Source organism: Rhizobium sp. NPDC092011 (assembly GCF_044756305.1).
GTDB lineage: Bacteria > Pseudomonadota > Alphaproteobacteria > Rhizobiales > Rhizobiaceae > Rhizobium.
This window is the reverse complement of the sequence record NZ_JBIVSO010000001.1, coordinates 829,455-846,048: the sequence shown is the minus strand read 5'-3', so window position 1 is coordinate 846,048 and position 16,594 is coordinate 829,455. Positions and strand designations below refer to the sequence as shown.

13 protein-coding genes are annotated in these 16,594 nt (G+C 58.6%); 5 read left to right on the top strand and 8 right to left on the bottom strand.

All coding sequences use genetic code 11. The features are described from left to right. Window positions 1-106 precede the first annotated feature (106 nt). The gene (locus tag ACIQJ2_RS04030; protein ID WP_400665515.1) at window positions 107-2,185 is read right to left on the bottom strand and encodes a TonB-dependent receptor; all 2,079 of its coding nucleotides are present in this window, start codon (window positions 2,183-2,185) and stop codon (window positions 107-109) included. A gap of 263 nt (window positions 2,186-2,448) precedes the next feature. On the opposite strand from ACIQJ2_RS04030, the gene ACIQJ2_RS04025 reads away from it, so the two are divergent. Then, window positions 2,449-3,237 carry an IclR family transcriptional regulator gene (locus ACIQJ2_RS04025; RefSeq protein WP_199143224.1) on the top strand — a complete coding sequence of 263 codons (789 nt, stop codon included), beginning with the start codon at window positions 2,449-2,451 and terminating at the stop codon, window positions 3,235-3,237. A 110-nt stretch (window positions 3,238-3,347) separates the two neighbouring features. Here the strand turns inward: ACIQJ2_RS04025 and ACIQJ2_RS04020 are convergent, their stop codons facing one another. Beyond that, window positions 3,348-4,649: an NtaA/DmoA family FMN-dependent monooxygenase gene (locus ACIQJ2_RS04020; RefSeq protein WP_400665517.1), complete on the bottom strand. Its 1,302-nt coding sequence runs from the start codon at window positions 4,647-4,649 to the stop codon at window positions 3,348-3,350. Window positions 4,650-4,895: 246 nt separating this feature from the next. Between ACIQJ2_RS04020 and fepB the strand changes: the two genes are divergently transcribed. The 3 genes from fepB to ACIQJ2_RS04005 are packed head-to-tail and all read left to right on the top strand — an operon-like array spanning window position 4,896 to window position 7,931. Beyond that, the gene (gene fepB, locus ACIQJ2_RS04015) at window positions 4,896-5,861 is read left to right on the top strand and encodes a Fe2+-enterobactin ABC transporter substrate-binding protein (protein WP_400665519.1); all 966 of its coding nucleotides are present in this window, start codon (window positions 4,896-4,898) and stop codon (window positions 5,859-5,861) included. Between the two features lie 46 nt (window positions 5,862-5,907). Continuing rightward, a complete protein-coding gene (locus tag ACIQJ2_RS04010; RefSeq protein WP_400665521.1) occupies window positions 5,908-6,918 on the top strand; it encodes a FecCD family ABC transporter permease in 1,011 nt (336 codons plus the stop codon). Continuing rightward, complete coding sequence (locus ACIQJ2_RS04005) at window positions 6,918-7,931, top strand: FecCD family ABC transporter permease (protein ID WP_400665523.1); 1,014 nt, start codon at window positions 6,918-6,920, stop codon at window positions 7,929-7,931. Before ACIQJ2_RS04010 ends, ACIQJ2_RS04005 begins: the two co-directional genes overlap by 1 nt. Window positions 7,932-7,957: 26 nt before the next feature. On the opposite strand, the gene ACIQJ2_RS04000 is transcribed toward ACIQJ2_RS04005, so the two are convergent. Beyond that, a complete protein-coding gene (locus ACIQJ2_RS04000) occupies window positions 7,958-8,452 on the bottom strand; it encodes an Lrp/AsnC family transcriptional regulator (protein WP_400665525.1) in 495 nt (164 codons plus the stop codon). Window positions 8,453-8,666: 214 nt separating this feature from the next. Between ACIQJ2_RS04000 and ACIQJ2_RS03995 the strand changes: the two genes are divergently transcribed. After that, a complete protein-coding gene (locus tag ACIQJ2_RS03995) occupies window positions 8,667-10,991 on the top strand; it encodes a transketolase-like TK C-terminal-containing protein (RefSeq protein WP_400666801.1) in 2,325 nt (774 codons plus the stop codon). 32 nt (window positions 10,992-11,023) lie between these two features. Here ACIQJ2_RS03995 and ACIQJ2_RS03990 read toward each other — a convergent pair whose 3' ends face one another. From ACIQJ2_RS03990 to ACIQJ2_RS03970, 5 genes are all read right to left on the bottom strand, one after another. After that, on the bottom strand, window positions 11,024-12,220 hold the full coding sequence (locus ACIQJ2_RS03990) for a glycoside hydrolase family 172 protein (protein WP_400665527.1): 1,197 nt from the start codon (window positions 12,218-12,220) through the stop codon (window positions 11,024-11,026). 28 nt (window positions 12,221-12,248) lie between these two features. Continuing rightward, entirely contained in the window at window positions 12,249-13,097 is an 849-nt protein-coding gene (locus ACIQJ2_RS03985) for a carbohydrate ABC transporter permease (protein WP_400665529.1), read from the bottom strand. Beyond that, the gene (locus ACIQJ2_RS03980; protein WP_400665531.1) at window positions 13,087-14,031 is read right to left on the bottom strand and encodes a carbohydrate ABC transporter permease; all 945 of its coding nucleotides are present in this window, start codon (window positions 14,029-14,031) and stop codon (window positions 13,087-13,089) included. Before ACIQJ2_RS03980 ends, ACIQJ2_RS03985 begins: the two co-directional genes overlap by 11 nt. A gap of 63 nt (window positions 14,032-14,094) precedes the next feature. Continuing rightward, the gene (locus ACIQJ2_RS03975; RefSeq protein WP_400665533.1) at window positions 14,095-15,447 is read right to left on the bottom strand and encodes an ABC transporter substrate-binding protein; all 1,353 of its coding nucleotides are present in this window, start codon (window positions 15,445-15,447) and stop codon (window positions 14,095-14,097) included. 59 nt (window positions 15,448-15,506) lie between these two features. Next, window positions 15,507-16,511: a LacI family DNA-binding transcriptional regulator gene (locus tag ACIQJ2_RS03970; protein WP_400665535.1), complete on the bottom strand. Its 1,005-nt coding sequence runs from the start codon at window positions 16,509-16,511 to the stop codon at window positions 15,507-15,509. Window positions 16,512-16,594: the final 83 nt, after the last annotated feature.

The following is a 16,594-nucleotide window of genomic DNA, read 5'->3' as shown; positions in this document are numbered from 1 at the left end:
TTCCAGATTTCAAAAAAGAAAGCGCTGAAGCAACGAATGCCTCAGCGCTTTGCGTAGTGATGATTGGCAGATCACCAGCGCTGATCTGCCAACCGATATTTCAGTTTTAGAAGATCCCCTTCACGCCAACGCCGAACATGCGAGGCGTCGTCATGCTTGCCTCGATGCCGCCGATGCCGCGGTTCTGCTGCATGTAGGTCGGGGAGCGTTCGTCGAAAATATTCTTGACGTAGGCATAGACCTCGAACTCCTTGCGAAGCTGATAGCTCGCCCGCACATCCGCGATGGTATAGGGTTTGACGCTGTAGGCGGCGGTGTTGGCAGTGTCCGAATAATAGCCGTCAAGATGCCGCAGCTGGCCGGAAATGTTGAACTTTTCGGTCACATCCCAGCTTGCGCCGAGGGTGAACATATAGCCCGGCGACTTGGCGAATTCATTGCCTTCATAGCTGACATTGCTGGAGATACGGTCGATTTCCGTGCGCAATATGCCGGCGCTCGCCCGGAGCATAAGATTGTCCAACACCTGATAGTCAGCTCCGACTTCCAGGCCATAGGCGTGCGCAGCCTCCGCGTTGATGGTGTAGGACTGCGATATTCCCGACGCGATGACGACTGGGATATTGTACTGCGCATTCTTCATGTCCATGTAGAACACGTTGGATGTCAGGGTTAGCTTGTCGTCGAGCAGGTTGGCGCGCGTGAACAGCTCGTAATTCCAGATGTTCTCGTCTTCGAACTTCATCCACTTCTTCGCGGCGATATTGAGCGAAACGCCGCCGGGATTATATCCACGGCTGACCAATGCTCCGACGGTCCAGTCATCCGTCAATGCATAGGCAAGTGACACCTTCGGAAGAACTGCATTGAAGGTTTGATCATAGGAAACGGGCGTCGGCGCATAAACGGACGTGCCATATCTTTCGATGACATCGCGCTCATATCGCAGGCCACCGGTCAATGTCCATTTATCGGTCATCCGGTATGCCAGCTCGCTATATATTCCCAGATTCTGCTTGCGATCGTCGAATTTCGACGTGCCGCTGAGGTAGAGAATCTCGTCGGCATGATTGTTGGCATAGTAGATGCCGACGACGCCGCTCAGGGTATCGTCCTTGTCGCCGAATGTAGCGCGGATCTCTTCGGACACATTTTTCTGATCGATATTCGCGTCGCCATTGTTGACGAGCCCTGTCGTCCGGTCGGCGATCGATGCCGAAAACTGCGTCTGATTGTATAGCTTTACGCCGTTGTCGAGCTCATAGCTGAGATCGAAAATCGCGGTGTTCGTCCGCTGCTTCCAGGACGGCATCGTGTTGGTGACATGCTGCAGCTCGTCAAACGGCTTTGAAGCCGCTTCCTGGCTCGGCCGGTTCGACGCGTTGAACGAATAGGTCAGTTTCGCGGTCAGACCGGGGATTTCAGGCGGTTCCCACAGAAGCTTCACGCGACCATTGAACTCCCGGAAATTCTGGTCCGTACCCTTGTGGTAAAATCCCTTGTTGATGTAGTCGATGAATGTGTCGCGTCCGGAATAGTCGAGGGCAACGCGGGCGGCCAGTTGATCTTCAACCAGAGGCCCGGAAACGGCAACCGATGCACGCCTCGTCTTATAGCTGCCGATCTCGGCCTGATAGGCGCCCTCGGGGGTGAAGGTCGGGTCCTTGGTATTGACGATGATTGCACCGGCAATCGCGTTGGCGCCCTGCGAGGTCGTTTGCGGCCCGCGGAAAACCTCGATGCTGTCGACATCCCATATGGACGTCGCGCCGTAGATGAATTCGTTATATCCCAGATAGTGCCCATCGACATTGATGGTGGCGCGGGGCACCGTTCCGGCAAAGAAGGCCGTGGCGCCGGTGTTCGGCCCCTGCGTGTCCTGGCCGCGAATGATCGGTGCGCTGACCGTGTCGGAAAACACCACGTTCGGAACATCGGCAATCGTTTCCGATACCGTCGCGTCGCCGGTCTTTTCCTTGTCGATTTCGCGGCTGGTCTTGATCGATACTGAAGACGCCGTGCTCTTCAGATCGCGTGAAACCTTCTCACCGGTAACGACGATAGGTTTGAGAACGGTGGCGTCGCCTGCCTCTTGCGCATCCTGAGAAAAGGCGCGGGATGAGAGCAAAACTGAAACGGCTAGCAGGCTTACTCCACCGATCAGACGACGATTTCCAAAAGACATTTTCCGATAACCTAAAACTGGAGTTTAATAGTCATGTTCCAATAGCGGCAAGTTTTATGTTCCGCAATAGGGAATGCATTCTGATATGCGGCACACCAACCGAGATGAGAGAATGTTGCCGTTTCGCCACAACCGACGCGATGCCGGTCCGTTGAAGGCGATGCCGCGAAGATTGCAGTGATCAGCCAAATCGCGGCAGTGACTTGATATGGCGGAAGAAATAGGCTCCGGTGCGCTTCGCATGAACGGGAATGGAGGATCTGATGCAGATCGACGAGGATAGAGATACGGGCGAAGGCGAGAACGAAAAGCGCTCCGGCATTATCCAATCCGTCTCGATTGCCACACGCTTCCTGAACGTCCTTGCCTCCTCGGAAAGTCAACTTGCGCTGGGCGAGCTGGCACGCCGGGCGCAAACGGGCCGCTCGACCGCTCACCGATACCTGCAAAGCCTGGTGCGCGAAGGCCTCGTCATTCAAGACCAGATGACGGGTGCCTACGATCTCGGTCCGTCCATCCTCAGTCTTGGAATAAGCGCACTCAGGCGCATCAGCCCGGTTGAGGTCGCCGCCCGACACATGAAAGCCCTAGCTTCGCAAATCAGCGCAAGCTGCGGCGTCGCCATCTGGACCGATCGCGGTCCCACAATCGTCCAGTGGTTTCGCAGTTCGAGTTTTTCGATCAGCACCGTGTCGTTGGGCGACGTCTTGCCCCTCGACAATACGGCTTGCGGCCTCGTCTTCCAGGCCTACCTTCCCAAAAGCCAGATCGAGGCCGTCAGGGCGCTCCAACCGGCCTCCTTTCGCGGCTGTCCTCCGGATGACGCAGTCTTGAAGGCCATCGTCGAGAACAAGGGTGCCGAACTGAACGAGCACATTTTTTCGGCGCTAACCGGCAAGGCCTTTCCGGTGTTCAATGCTCATGGAGATATCGCCTGCGTTGTTACGACGGTTTCTTTTGTGAAGACCGCCGAATCCGAACGGCATTGGGACAAACTAGACTCAGCCGCTCAACTGGCGACCGAGGAGTCGGGCAGCAAGACGAGAACCTGACCTCACTTGGAGCAATTCCAGGAAAAGTGCGCAGCGGTTTTCCGTTTGGAATGCGTCAAAGAACAATAGGATAGAGCGTCTCCGCGTTTCAAAAAAAAGGCGGAAACGCTCTATCTTACCGCGTCTGCCCGGGCCTGGATGCCGAGATGGCCGCGCAGGGTCGATGTTTCATAGTCGTGCCGGAAGAGACCCTTCGCAGCAAGCCCTGGAACGAGTTCGTCGAGAAATAGCGACAGGGACTGCGACGAACCGCCGGGGATCGCGATAAAGCCATCGATGGCGCCGTCTGAAAACCACTCCACGATCTCGTTCATCACGTCCGAAACGGTGCCCACGGAGACCCAATGGGCAGAGCCGACAACTTCCGGCCGGCGGAGCAATTGTTCCACGGTCGGAGTGGTCGTCTCTATGTAGCGGCGAAGCAGCTCCGCATGGGTCTTGCTGCGAACAGGCCCCAGCGACGATCCCACCACGTCAAGCGTCACACGGTCTGACATCGCCATGTGCGAAATGTCCACGCCGAGAACCGCCTTGGCGGCCTCAAAGCGCATCTGCGGACTGAGATGCGCGTGCGCCCTTTCATGCATGGCGAATGCTTCCTCGCGGGTTTCTGCCAGAAACATGTAGATGCCGGGAAGAACGCGCACGTCGTCGGCGCGGCGGCCTTGCGCCTGCGCACGCCTTCTAAGGTCGGCGCGGAGATCGATCGCCACCTGTTTATCGGGCGTCGCCGCAAAGGTCGCGTCGGCTATAGAGGCGGCGAAATCCTTGCCGATCTCGGAAGCGCCAGCCTGAAACAGAACCGGCGAGCCTTCCGCATGCTCCGGCACGTTCAACGGCCCCTTGACCTTGAAGAACTCACCATGATGATCGACCGGAACGAAAGCTCCTTCTCTCCTGGCGCCGATCGCGGGAGCGCTGCGCCACAGCTTGTGCACAACGTCGAGAAACTCGGCGGCCTTTCGATAACGCCCTTCCGGCGATGGCATGGCGTCAAAACCGAAATTCTCGGCTCCCTCGATCGAGGTGACGACATTCCAGCCGGCCCGCCCTCGGCTGATCCAGTTCAGCGACTGCATCTGACGCGCAATGATGTAGGGCGGATTGAACGTCGTGGATGCGGTGGTCACCAGGCCGATCTTTTGCGTCGCCTGGGCCACTGCCGCCATCAGCAAGGTCGGATCGACGCCGACGCCTTGCCTCTTGCGCACCGTCCGGGCATGGGCGTCGGTGAGATAATCGGGTTTGAAGACGAGATCGAGCTTCGCATCCTCGGCAGCCTTGGCCAGCAGGATCGCCAGTTCGATAGGATCGTCGAGGTCGAAACGGCCTCGGTTGCCACTCTCTTCAGCTTGTCCCTTGAGCCATGTCGGCGCGAGGCAGAGACCTATTCGAATATGTGCATTACCCATGGCAAAGGCTCCGTTTTCATCGAGCCGATGGATGCGTTGATCCCACCGGGACGCTGCTCCGGCTTGGTCGGTAAACGCTGGCGCCTCGTGGCTCGGGTGACAGACTGATTTCTTTGCCGGCTGTATTGCATTGCGGAACGCGTTCTGCAATATGGCGGCCAAACATTTATGAGTTCTATACTCATATTTTAATTTTGCCAGCATTAGACGCCGAGCCATCCCATCGGCCCCAATAAGGAAGCCCTCATGTCAAAAGGAGTCCTCAACTCAGCCATCGCCTTGGCCTGCCTTCTGTCGTGGCAGGTCGCATTCGCGACAAGCGCTGCGGGCGCAGAGGGATGGCCGAGAACGATCGCACATGCGGCTGGCACGACGACGCTTGCGGCGAAACCGACACAGATCGTTTCGACATCGCCGAGCCTGACCGGCATATTGCTGGCCATCGACGCCCCGCTTGTCGCAAGCGCGGCAACGACGCGCAGCTCCATTACCGACGATAGCGGCTTTTTCTCCCAATGGGCCGACGTGGCACGGGAGCGCAAGGTCGAAGTGCTCTACTCCAACCTCTCCTTCGATATCGAGGCGATCATTGGTTCGGCTCCCGATCTCATCATCGGCTCATCGACAGGCGCAGACAGCATCCTGCAGTATGCACCGCAACTTACCGCGCAGAATCTGCCTGTCGTGATCGTCGACTATTCCAACCGCAGCTGGCAGGAGGTTGCAAGGGAACTCGGAAAAGCGACAGGCCTCGAAGACAAGGCGGACGCCGCGATCAAGAGCTTCGATCAATACGTCGCCAAGGTCGCCGGGACGATCCCCCCGCAGAAAGGCACGGCAACGATCATCGGCTACAATCTCGCCGGCAGCTATTCGATCAGCAAACCGCAAAGCGCCCAAGGCCAGCTTCTGACCTCGCTCGGCATCACAGTTATCGGACTGCCGGAAAGCATGCGCAGCAAGGTGCTGAGATCGAGCGACTTCGACTTCATTTCGCATGAAAACCTCTCTGCAGCGGCCACGGCGGACACGCTCTATCTGCTGAATGCAACCGAAAATGAGGTGGAAACATTCATGCGCGATCCCTCTCTTGCGAACCTGCCAGCCGTCAAGGCAAAACGGGTCTTCGCACTCGGCAAATCGTCCTTCCGCATCGACTATTATTCCGGGCGGGAGATGATCGACCTCGTTGCCACGCAGCTAGAGCAGTAGTGTCTGCATCGTGACGCAGGACGGCTATTTTCAAGCGGGCGCCCCAGTGGTCCGAGTATATCGGCATCGATTGGCGTTGGCGGTCACTTGCCTGGCGCTGGTGGCTCTTGCACTTTTAAGCATCGTGATCGGCTCGCGCAGCATCGCCTTGACTACGGTCATATCGGCAGTCTTTCAGTTTACTCCCCTCGACGACGAGCATCTTGTGATGTGGAGCCTGCGCATTCCAAGGACCATAGTCGGCGTCCTTGCAGGCTTTGCGCTCGGAACCGCGGGTGCCGTCACCCAATCCGTGACACGAAACATACTTGCGGAACCGGGATTGCTTGGGGTCAATGCCGGTGCAGCACTCCTCGTCATCGCCGGCATCGTTATTCTGGGTATCGATCGGATCGATCAATATGTGTGGCTCGGCTTTGCCGGTGCGGCGTTCGGCGGCGTGGCGGTTCTGGCCCTTGGCGGATGGCAGCAGGGCGCATTCGACCCGACCAGGCTCTTGCTGGCTGGCGCAGGCCTGTCAGCCGCCCTGGGTTCGATGACCGGCGTCATCATCATCAACGCTCCGCTCGCGGCTCTGGATAATTTCCGCAATTGGGCTGCGGGCTCGCTCGAAGGGCGCGACTTTCATGTCGCGTTCGTGCTCGCCGGCGCCGTCGCGGTCGGATTTCTGCTGGCCATGTCCATCTCCTCCCGGCTGAACGTCATCGCCCTGGGTCATGATGTCAGCCGGTCGCTCGGCGCGAAAACATCGACTACTATGTGCTGGGCCGGCGTGGCGGTGAGCATCCTCGCAGGTGCCTCAACCGCGGCGATCGGTCCGATCGTCTTTCTGGGGCTCGCGGCTCCGCATCTGGCTCGCCTGTTTTTTGGTTCCGATCATCGCTGGCTCTTGCCGGCATCGGGCCTTTTCGGCTCGTGTATCGTGCTTGCCGCTGATGTGATCGGGCGGATCGTCGCCCCACCTCGCGAGGTGCCTGCGGGCATAATCGTCCTCTTTCTCGGTGGCGTGCTCTTTGTGCTGATGGTTCGGCGGCTTGCGCTGAGACGGTCGCTCTGATGACACAAGCGACATCGCGACACCGAGGTCGGCGCAGAAGCACGATCCTCATTTATGCGGCCCTGCTGGGTACTGGATTGGCTTTTGCCGCATTGCTGCTTGCCACCGGCTCGATGAAATTCGGTTTCATCGAGATCGCAAGAGCCTTGGTTGGCTTCGAGGAAAATCACAGGCTGCTGCGTGTCGTCGTCGACATAAGATTGCCACGAGTGCTGACCGCCGCGCTGGTTGGCGCATCGCTGGGCGTGGCGGGTGCGATTTTCCAATCCGTCGCGCGAAACCCGCTCGGTTCGCCCGATATTCTCGGCTTTTCGACGGGCGCCGCAACGGGCGCCATTCTTCAGATCATCGTGCTGGGCGCAGGCGCGGCGCAGATCGTCCTATCGGCCGTCGCAGCAGGCTTGATCACCGCATTCTTCGTCTATGGAGCCTCAAGGCGCCGGGGATCGGCAGAAGGGCCGCGTCTGGTGCTCGTGGGTATCGGAGCCGGAGCCTTTCTCAGCGGCTTCAACACGCTCCTCCTGGTTGCCGGAGACCTGGATCGGGCCATGGCGGCGCAAGTCTGGCTATCGGGCTCGCTGATGGCGAGAAGCTGGGCGCATGTCGGCATGGCCGCAACTTCCCTCGCCCTTGCTCTGCCCCTCGTTTTGATCTTCCTTCGTCCGCTGCGGCTGATCGAGATGGGGGATGACCTCGCACGGCAGCTCGGCGTCAAGGTCGAGGCCACGCGGCTGACCATGATGCTGGCTGGTGTCGTCCTGACCGCATCTGCCACTGCCGCGGCGGGTCCGATCGCGTTCCTGGCGTTGATTGCCCCTCATCTCGCACGCCGGATTCTTGGAGTGTCGCAGTTTCACATCGTTCCGGCCGGTCTCTTCGGCGCCACTCTGCTGCTGGGGGCCGACCTTGCCTGCCAGACGGCCGCAAGGACGATCAATGTCCCCATCGGTCTGGCAACGGGCATGATTGGTGGAATCTACCTGCTGTTCTTCATTCGCTCGCGGCAGCTTTGAAGCGCAAATCGGGCGTCACATCGCGACTATGACTTGACCTTGAGATGGTCGGTGGGCAACGCCGTTGTGTATTTGATCTGGCTGAGTGCGAAGCTCGAACGGATATTGGCAACCCCCGGAATACGGGTCAAAAAATCGACCACCAAAGCCTGGAATTTCATAAGGTCTTCGACCACCACCCGCAGCATGTAGTCTGCTTCACCTGTCATCAGGTAGCACTCGACGATTTCCGGTTTCGTCTTGATGGCCGCGTTGAACACGTCGAGCGATTCGCGGTCTTGCTGCTTCAGCGACACCTGTACGAACACGTTGACCGCCAAGCCGAGCGATTGCGCATCGACAAGCGCCACCGATCCCTTGATGACGCCGCTCTCCTTCAAATCGTTCACGCGCCGCCAGCAGGGCGAAGCCGAAAGACCCGTCGCCTCGGCCAGGTCGGAGATGCTCATTTCGGCATTCTGTTGCAACAGATCGAGAATTCGAATGGTGGCTGCGTCGAGGGATGGCTTCGATATAGGCATGTTTGACCGGAAACTGACAATATTTCGAACGAAGATTTCGCATTTTCTCCGAATCAGGTCAACTGAGACCAATTTAACCTCGAATTCAGGTGTAGCATTCCGAAAAAGTCGCACATGAGGGAGAGAGTCGACGATGAGGGGAGCGTCCTTGACGCCAGCGAAGCTGGAACGCCTGAAGGATTTGGAGCGCCAGGCTCTGTGGCACGCATGCTGGATGATCCACAATGCCAACCACCTGCGTGAAAAGGGAGAGGTAAAGGTCGGAGGACACCAGGCCTCATGCGCATCGCTGGTCTCGATCATGACCGCCTTGTATTTCCATGTCCTGCGACCGGAAGATCGCGTCGCAGTCAAGCCGCATGCCTCGCCCGTTTTCCACGGTATCCAATATCTGATGGGCAATCAGACGCAGGAAAAGCTGCAGAATTTCCGTGGCTTCGGCGGCGCGCAATCCTATCCCAGCCGCACCAAGGACATCGACGATGTCGATTTTTCCACGGGCTCCGTTGGCCTCGGCGTTGCGATCACCGCCTTTGCCTCGATCGTGCAGGACTATATCGCTGCCAAATCATGGTCGAAGGAACGCCCCGACGGACGGATGATCGCGCTGGTCGGCGATGCCGAACTGGACGAGGGCAACATCTACGAGTGCCTGCAGGAAGGCTGGAAGCACGATCTGCGCAACACCTGGTGGGTAATCGACTATAACCGCCAGAGCCTCGACGGCGTGGTGCGCGAAGGCTTGTGGCAGCGTATCGAAGGCATTTTCACCGCCTTCGGCTGGGATGTGAAGGTTTTGAAATATGGCGCGCTCCAGCAGGCCGCCTTCAATGAGCGCGGCGGCGAGGCGCTGCGCGGCTGGATCGACCGCTGCCCTAACCAGCTTTATTCCGCCTTGACGTTCCAGGGCGGTAGCGCATGGCGCAAGCGCCTCACCGACGAGATCGGCGCCGAAGCCGGAGTTGCCGAGCTTCTTGCCGCGCGGAGCGATGAGCAACTCTCCGACCTCATGAACAATCTCGGCGGCCACTGCCTCCAGACGCTGGTCGACACCTTCGAAAGCATCGACCATGACCGGCCGACGGTCTTCCTCGCCTATACGATCAAGGGCTGGGGCACGCCGCTCGCCGGCCACAAGGACAATCATGCCGGTTTGATGACCAAGGCGCAGATGGAGGCCTTCCAGAGCCGCATCGGCGTGAAGCAGGGCGAGGAATGGGAGAAATTCGGCGCGACCCGCTCGCCAGAGGCTGTCGGCAAATTCCTCAAGACGGTCCCCTTCTTTGCCGAGGGCAGGCGGCGCTTCAGCGCTCCGGCGCTGCCACCGCCCGGACCGATGTTCCTCGACGATCGCGAACTGTCGACGCAAGCCGGCTTCGGCAAAATCCTGGATGCACTTGCGCAGCGCAATGATCCGCTTTCCGCACGTATCGTCACCACCGCACCCGACGTCACCGTCTCGACCAACCTTGGTCCCTGGGTCAATCGCCGCGGCCTGTTCGCGCGCGAACAGCTGGCTGATACCTTCCGTGACGAGCGCGTGCCGTCGACGCAGAAATGGGAATTCGGCCCGGCCGGCCAGCACATCGAGCTCGGCATTGCCGAGATGAACCTCTTCCTGCTGCTTGGGGCAGCGGGCCTCTCGCACTCCCTGTTCGGCGAGCGGCTGCTGCCGATCGGCACCGTCTACGATCCCTTCGTGGCGCGCGGCCTCGATGCGCTGAACTACGCCTGCTATCAGGACGCACGCTTCATGATCGTCGGCACGCCCTCCGGCGTGACGCTGGCACCTGAAGGCGGAGCGCACCAGTCGATCGGTTCACAACTCATCGGCATGAGCCAGGACGGGCTGGCAAGCTTCGAGCCTGCTTATCTCGACGAACTCTCCATCATCATGGACTGGGCCTTCGACTATATGCAGCGCGATGGCGACGCGACGCACGACCCTCGGACCTGGCTTCGCGACGAAACCGGCGGCTCGATCTATCTGCGCCTGACCACACGTCCACTGGAGCAGATTGCGCTGCGGCGTGAGGACGCCGCGTTCCGACAAGGCGTTATCGACGGAGCTTATTGGCTGCGCAAACCTTCCGCCCGCACCCGCATCGTGCTTGCCTATCAAGGCTGCATTGCGCCGGAGGTACTGATGGCGGCTGGAAACATGGCGGAAACCTATGGCGATGTGGCGGTATTGGCTGTCACCTCGGCCGATCGGCTGAATGCCGGTTGGACGGCAGCGCAACGCGCCCGTCGACACGGACATCCCGGTGCTCATAGCCATATCGAAGCGCTGCTCGGCAGCGTTTCACGTGCGGCCAACCTGATTACCGTTACGGACGGCCATCCGGCAACGCTCGGATGGCTCGGGTCGGTACACGGACACAGAACCGTCTCGCTCGGCGTCGAGCATTTCGGCCAAACGGGCACGATTGCTGATCTCTATGCCCATTTCGGCATCGACACCCACGCGATCATCGAAGCCGCCGAAGCCCTGACGCGCAGCGAAGCGGCCATACCGTTCGGAGTAAGCGCAGCCTAACGCCAAGCGGGCACCACGAAATCAGCCAGGGTTCATCCCCTGGCTTTTTTCACGGCGATTTCCATCTCCTTGAACGGCCGGCGAAAAGTCGGCACGCGTTCAGTGACGTCTGGAAAAGCCGCGAACGGCTTGTGCGGTTCGGCCTGATACCAGAATGCGACGGAGGAAACATCGTCGGAACGGCGGTTTGCATGACCGTGCTCGATCGTTACGCGAATGTGCTTCTGGAAGATGGCCGGATCCTCGATATGCCAGCGATAGAGCGTCACCGGTTCGGTCCAGTTCGGGCCGCCGGCGGAGATGATGCCGTGATAGGGAGCGCTGTAATCCTGCGTCGGACACCATGCCGTATTGAAATAGTCTTCCGTTCCCGTGCCATGCAGTGTCGGCGGCCAGGCATCATTGGCGCCGGATGATGATTCCGCGCGCGGTTCGATCAGCGTTGCTTTCGGCCCTATGCGCGGATCGGGCTTGCGCACCGTGTCCGGCACGGAAAGACCTTGCTCACCGTCGATGAAAATCATGTCGTCTCCCTCGCCGTACCAGTCCCACACATCAGAACGGCGGCGGGAATAGACGCTGTAGAGGACGCCGACATAGTGCCCCTGCCCCTCGGCTTCCAGAATTGTGTAGTTTTCCCTCCCGTCGACATTCTCGCCGCCGAAGAGATATTCCTCGTTGGTAAGACCTGTGTCGCTCATCCCTTGCGGCCGCGATTGGCGATATTGCGCGTGGAAGCGGCCCATCCCCTCTTCCAGCTTTTCGTGCAGTTCGAGGTCGACGTAATAATAGAGTAACAGGTCGTGTTCGGCCTCGTTGGTGACGGTCAACTTCATATGAGAGCCGAAAGGCATCGGAAAATAGCAGTTGAACGCCTTGCCGTCCTCAGGGCTCGCCTGCATGGGCAGGCTGGCGTAGTTCGCAGTGCGACCATGGCCCATACCAAAGAAATCGCCGATTGGCGCCGCGATACTGGGTTCTGTCTCGCCGTCCCAATATCCGCGAAGGACGATCTTGCGCAGGAAGTTTTCGCTTTCGCAGGCAAGCGTCGCCCATATATGGGTGACGATACCGGCACCTGCATGTTCGGCAATGATCTCGGTCTTGCCCGGCTCGACGTGGAAGCGATCGTCGTTGCCGCCGGTGCGGTCATAGCTTGAAAAGCGGCGCGTCTTTGCGTCACGTAGTTTTGCCAACCCGCGCAAGGGTGAAAGGCCAAGATTGCTCATGAATGTCTCCTGTCTTGGATGAGGGCGGCTACTTCAGGCCGCTGGTCTTCAGCGAATCCATGATCTGCCGCTGGAAAATCACAAAGAGAACGAGGGTGGGGATGGCAACGATCGTCGAGGCCGCCATCATGTAATTCCAGGATGCCGAATATTGGCTCTTGAAGTTGGCGATGCCCACTTGAACCATCCACAGATTGGGATTTGAGGTGATGGTCAATGGCCACAGGAACGAGTTCCAGTTCGCAAGGAAGAATAGAATGGCGAGCGCCGAGATCATCGGGCGGCTCAGCGGCAGGATGATGCTCCAGTAGATCCGCCAGTAACCGGCGCCATCGATTACGGCAGCCTCCTCGATCTCGCGTGGCAGGGAAAGATAATATTGTCGCAGCAAGAAGATCCCGAAAGCGTTGAAGATCGCGGGAACGATGAGACCTGCATAAGAATTGATCATCCCCATCGCCTTCACGATGATGAACAAAGGAACGATCACAACGGGAAGCGAGACGAGAAATGTAGAGAAGATAGCAAGAAAGATGATTTCACGCCCTGGAAACCGCAACCGCGCCAGTGCATAGCCCGCCATCGTGTGGAAGAATAGCGCAATGATCGTAACTGTCGCCGAGACGAAGAAGCTGTTGAGCATATAACGGATGAAAGGCACCCCCGTCAGCACATAGATAAAGTTATCAAGTGTTGGCGATTCCGGTATAAGCGCGGACGAGAAAGACTCCGCCGCTGGCTTGAACGCGATCGATGCCATCCACAGCAGTGGAAATAGTGTCATAAGCGCCAGCATGGCTGCAATCAGCATCCACAGACACCGCACCAATGTGACCTGCGATCTTGCGAAGTAGCCATTGGATGGATCATGCCGCATGGTCGAAACGTCCCCCGCTGGTCATAATAAAGAAAATGGCGGTTACGATCATGAGTGCAATGACGAGAATCGACGACATAGCAGCAGCATAGCCGAAGGCACCGAACGAAAAGGCCTGCTGGTAGATGTAGACGATCAACACCGCTGTCGAATTGGCCGGACCGCCCTTGGTCATGACATAGATGATGTCGAAAGCCTGCGCGCCCGCAACGGCCGCAACCATCGAGACCATGAGAACAAAGAAGCTTGTTGGTTTCAGAAGCGGCAACGTGATGAACCGGAAGCGCTCGACTGGCCCGGCACCGTCTATCATCGCGGCATCGTAATACTCCTTCGGAATATCCTGCAACCCGCCCAGGAAAATCAGCATGTAGAAACCCATCAGAAACCAGACACTGACGAGCACGACGGTCACAAGGGCAAAATTGGGATCGCCGAGGAAGGAGATGGGGGCGAGGCCGAGCGTCGGCAGGACCTGATTGACGATACCGATCTTGTCGATGACCATGAATTGCCAAACAAGCGCCACGACCACAAGGCTGACCATATTCGGGGCAAAGAACATCGAACGCATGACGGCGTTGAAGCGATTGGTCTGCTGCACGAGCAACGCAAGGCCTAATCCGCTGACATAGAGCGACGGTACAAGCATGAGCGCATAGAGCGCAGTCACTCTTGCTCCCTTCCAGAATAGCGGGTCATGCCAGATGCGAATGTAGTTCTTGGCGCCGACGAAATTGTAACCACCGAAGCCATTGACTTCGTAGACGCTCAATACCAGCGACAGAAACATCGGCACGCCGAGAAAAAGAAAAAGACCGAGCGCATCGGGTAAAACAAACAGATAGCCCGCGACCCACTCGCGATGCCGGGCGGAAAGACCCTTATATCTGCCCTGCCCACGGCTCGTCGCCACGTCCGAAATTGTCGTCATGATTTCGTCCCGAAAAGAGAGGCCGGCGCCGAAGGCAAATGCCGCGGCAGCCGGCAGTTCTTCCTAGAGAATTGGCGCACCGCTATAGGAGCCGAGAAACGCGTCGAGCTGCTGCGAGGCGGATGTTGCCGTCGCTTGCGGATCGGCACCGCCGAGCTGGGTCTGTTGAATCGCGTCGGAGATGATCTTGTAGACCTCCGGGGGTAGACGCGGCTCGGCACGGGTGCCTGGATACACGTCAGCGGCAAACTTGCCGATCATGCCTATCTTGAACGCATCGCCTCCCGCCGCAAGTGCGCTTTCACGCGGTGGCATGTCCGACTTGCCTTTGGTGCACCAATCGGCGACGCGCTGGACGGAGCCCTTGTCCTTCGAGGCGAGAACCCAGGCACAGAACTGGGCTGCCGCATCCGGATTTTTTCCCTTGGCGTTGGCGACGAAGGCCCAGCCACCGCCCACGGTCACATATTTGCCGTTCGGCGGCGTTGGCAGGCGAAAGACGCCATATTTGAAATCCTTGGCATTGCTCTGCAACTGAGAAATGCCCCAGATGCCGACATTCTGGATGGCGCAATAGCCGGATGCGAGGTTGGCGACGGTGTCGTTCGCGCCACTTCCCATGACCTGACGCGGCGCCGCGCCGGAATTGACCGCGTCCTGCCAGAATTTCAGCGCTTGCACCGTGGCAGGTGAATCGAAGGCGCTCTTCCCGTCCTTGCTCTGGAATTCACCGCCGCCCTGCCAAAGGAAAGGATACCATGTGAAGTTCTGGTAATAGCCAGGCTGGGTCTCGAACAGCACACCGAAACGCTTCGGGGTCGTCAGCTTCTTGGCGAGTTCGAGCAGTTCCGCCCAGGTCTTGGGCACGTCATTCTCGTTCAGTTTCGCCTCTTCGAAAGCCTTGACAGAATAGTACATCGCCATCGGCTCGACTTCCATCGGGATACCGTAGATCTTGCCATCGACCATCCGGTTGGCGATGACGCTCTCGGGGAAATCCTCTTTGGCGTCGATGTGCGGCGTCAGGTCCTGCAGGACGCCGCCATTGTAGTAGCGCAGAAAATCTCCGGGCGAGATGAGGAAGATGTCCGGCCCCTCACCCGAGGCGAAGGCGGTCGCGAGCTTCGGCCCGTTGATGTATTCGGCATTGGGCACATATTCGAGCTCGACCTTCTGTGGATGGCTATCGTTCCAGGCCGCAACAGCCTGTTGGAACCAATCGACCTGACTCTGAACCGCGCCGCCCGGCGCGTAGAATTGCCAGAATTTCAGTGGCGCGCTTTGCGCCCGCACGGCCATGCTGCCCAAATAGGGAAATCCGCTCAATCCGGCAGCGGCCCCGGTTGCAATGATCGCGCCGCCTTTGAGCACGCCACGCCGGGTTATTGCGGCAATAGACTTATCCTTACCTGTCATGACTACCTCCCATTTTGCCGACTCGCCACGACAGCTCCTCCCGCGTGGCGGCAGTCAATTCATGCGGTATCGAAGGTGTGCAGATTGCACGGAATGACTTCTGAACGCGGCGGTCCCACATAGGCTCCGGAGAGCCTTTCCAGCAACATTTCGGTTGCGCGATGGGCCAGCAGCGACGGCGTGTTGCCAACCCTGGTGATCCGTGGCCGCACATATTCGAGCTGCGGCTGATCACCGAAAACGGCAATACCAATATCCCTGGGTACGCTGATGCCGCGATCGAAGAAGGCCGCAAGTGCGCCGGCAGCCATCGGATAGTTGCCGAAGAAGATCACCGACGGCAGATCATTGCCATAATTCGCAAGGAGCCATTCCGCAGCCTCCTCTCCCGAGGGGCCAAGGTAAGTTCCCTCGCGCCGAAGTTCGGCGATCGGCTCGACGCCGTTGTCACGCAGGCCCCGCTCGAAACCTGCCGCCCTCGCCATGGCTTCTGCAAAGAAGGACGGGCCGGTCAGATGAGCGATCCTGCGATGGCCTTTCTTGGCAAGATAGGCCCCCATTTGATAGCCGCCGCCAAAATCATCGATCTTGACGCTATCCACCGCCTGGTTCGGAAGATCGCCGATGAACACGGTCGGCAAGTCGATCTCGAGCAACGTATCGTGCATGCCGTGCAGCGCGAAATCGCCGACAATGAGGCCATCGATCCGCCGGTTGCGGATCTGGCGGAGATAGTGCTCGCCGTGTTCCTGCGAGTGTCCCCCGGGAACATCGGTGTTGAAGATCAGAAGATCGAGGCCGATCGCCTCAAGGTCTGATTGCGCTGCCTGGACCATTTCGGGATAGAATGGGTTGCGAATATCCGGGATCAGCATCGCGATGAGATTGGTGCGCCCCGTACGCAGACTTTGCGCCATCGGGTTCGGTACATAGCCCAATTCCGCGATTGCCGCCTGAACGCGACTGCGCAGATCGGCAGAGACCCGATCGGCATGATTCAGCACATGCGACACAGTGGTCGGCGACACTCCCGCATGCTTGGCAACTTTGGCGATCGTGGTCATGCATGTAGGCTATGAGATTATGAATCGATTTGCAAATGCTTTTGCAAATCGATTTACAAGCTGACTTTACCGCCTCTGGAACA

Coding starts and splice junctions, on each gene's coding strand:
- ACIQJ2_RS04030 (WP_400665515.1), bottom strand. CDS start 2,185: ATGTCTTTTGGAAATCGTCGTCTGATCGGTGGAGTAAGCCTGCTAGCC.
- ACIQJ2_RS04025 (WP_199143224.1), top strand. CDS start 2,449: ATGCAGATCGACGAGGATAGAGATACGGGCGAAGGCGAGAACGAAAAG.
- ACIQJ2_RS04020 (WP_400665517.1), bottom strand. CDS start 4,649: ATGGGTAATGCACATATTCGAATAGGTCTCTGCCTCGCGCCGACATGG.
- fepB (WP_400665519.1), top strand. CDS start 4,896: ATGTCAAAAGGAGTCCTCAACTCAGCCATCGCCTTGGCCTGCCTTCTG.
- ACIQJ2_RS04005 (WP_400665523.1), top strand. CDS start 6,918: ATGACACAAGCGACATCGCGACACCGAGGTCGGCGCAGAAGCACGATC.
- ACIQJ2_RS04000 (WP_400665525.1), bottom strand. CDS start 8,452: ATGCCTATATCGAAGCCATCCCTCGACGCAGCCACCATTCGAATTCTC.
- ACIQJ2_RS03995 (WP_400666801.1), top strand. CDS start 8,667: ATGATCCACAATGCCAACCACCTGCGTGAAAAGGGAGAGGTAAAGGTC.
- ACIQJ2_RS03990 (WP_400665527.1), bottom strand. CDS start 12,220: ATGAGCAATCTTGGCCTTTCACCCTTGCGCGGGTTGGCAAAACTACGT.
- ACIQJ2_RS03985 (WP_400665529.1), bottom strand. CDS start 13,097: ATGCGGCATGATCCATCCAATGGCTACTTCGCAAGATCGCAGGTCACA.
- ACIQJ2_RS03980 (WP_400665531.1), bottom strand. CDS start 14,031: ATGACGACAATTTCGGACGTGGCGACGAGCCGTGGGCAGGGCAGATAT.
- ACIQJ2_RS03975 (WP_400665533.1), bottom strand. CDS start 15,447: ATGACAGGTAAGGATAAGTCTATTGCCGCAATAACCCGGCGTGGCGTG.
- ACIQJ2_RS03970 (WP_400665535.1), bottom strand. CDS start 16,511: ATGACCACGATCGCCAAAGTTGCCAAGCATGCGGGAGTGTCGCCGACC.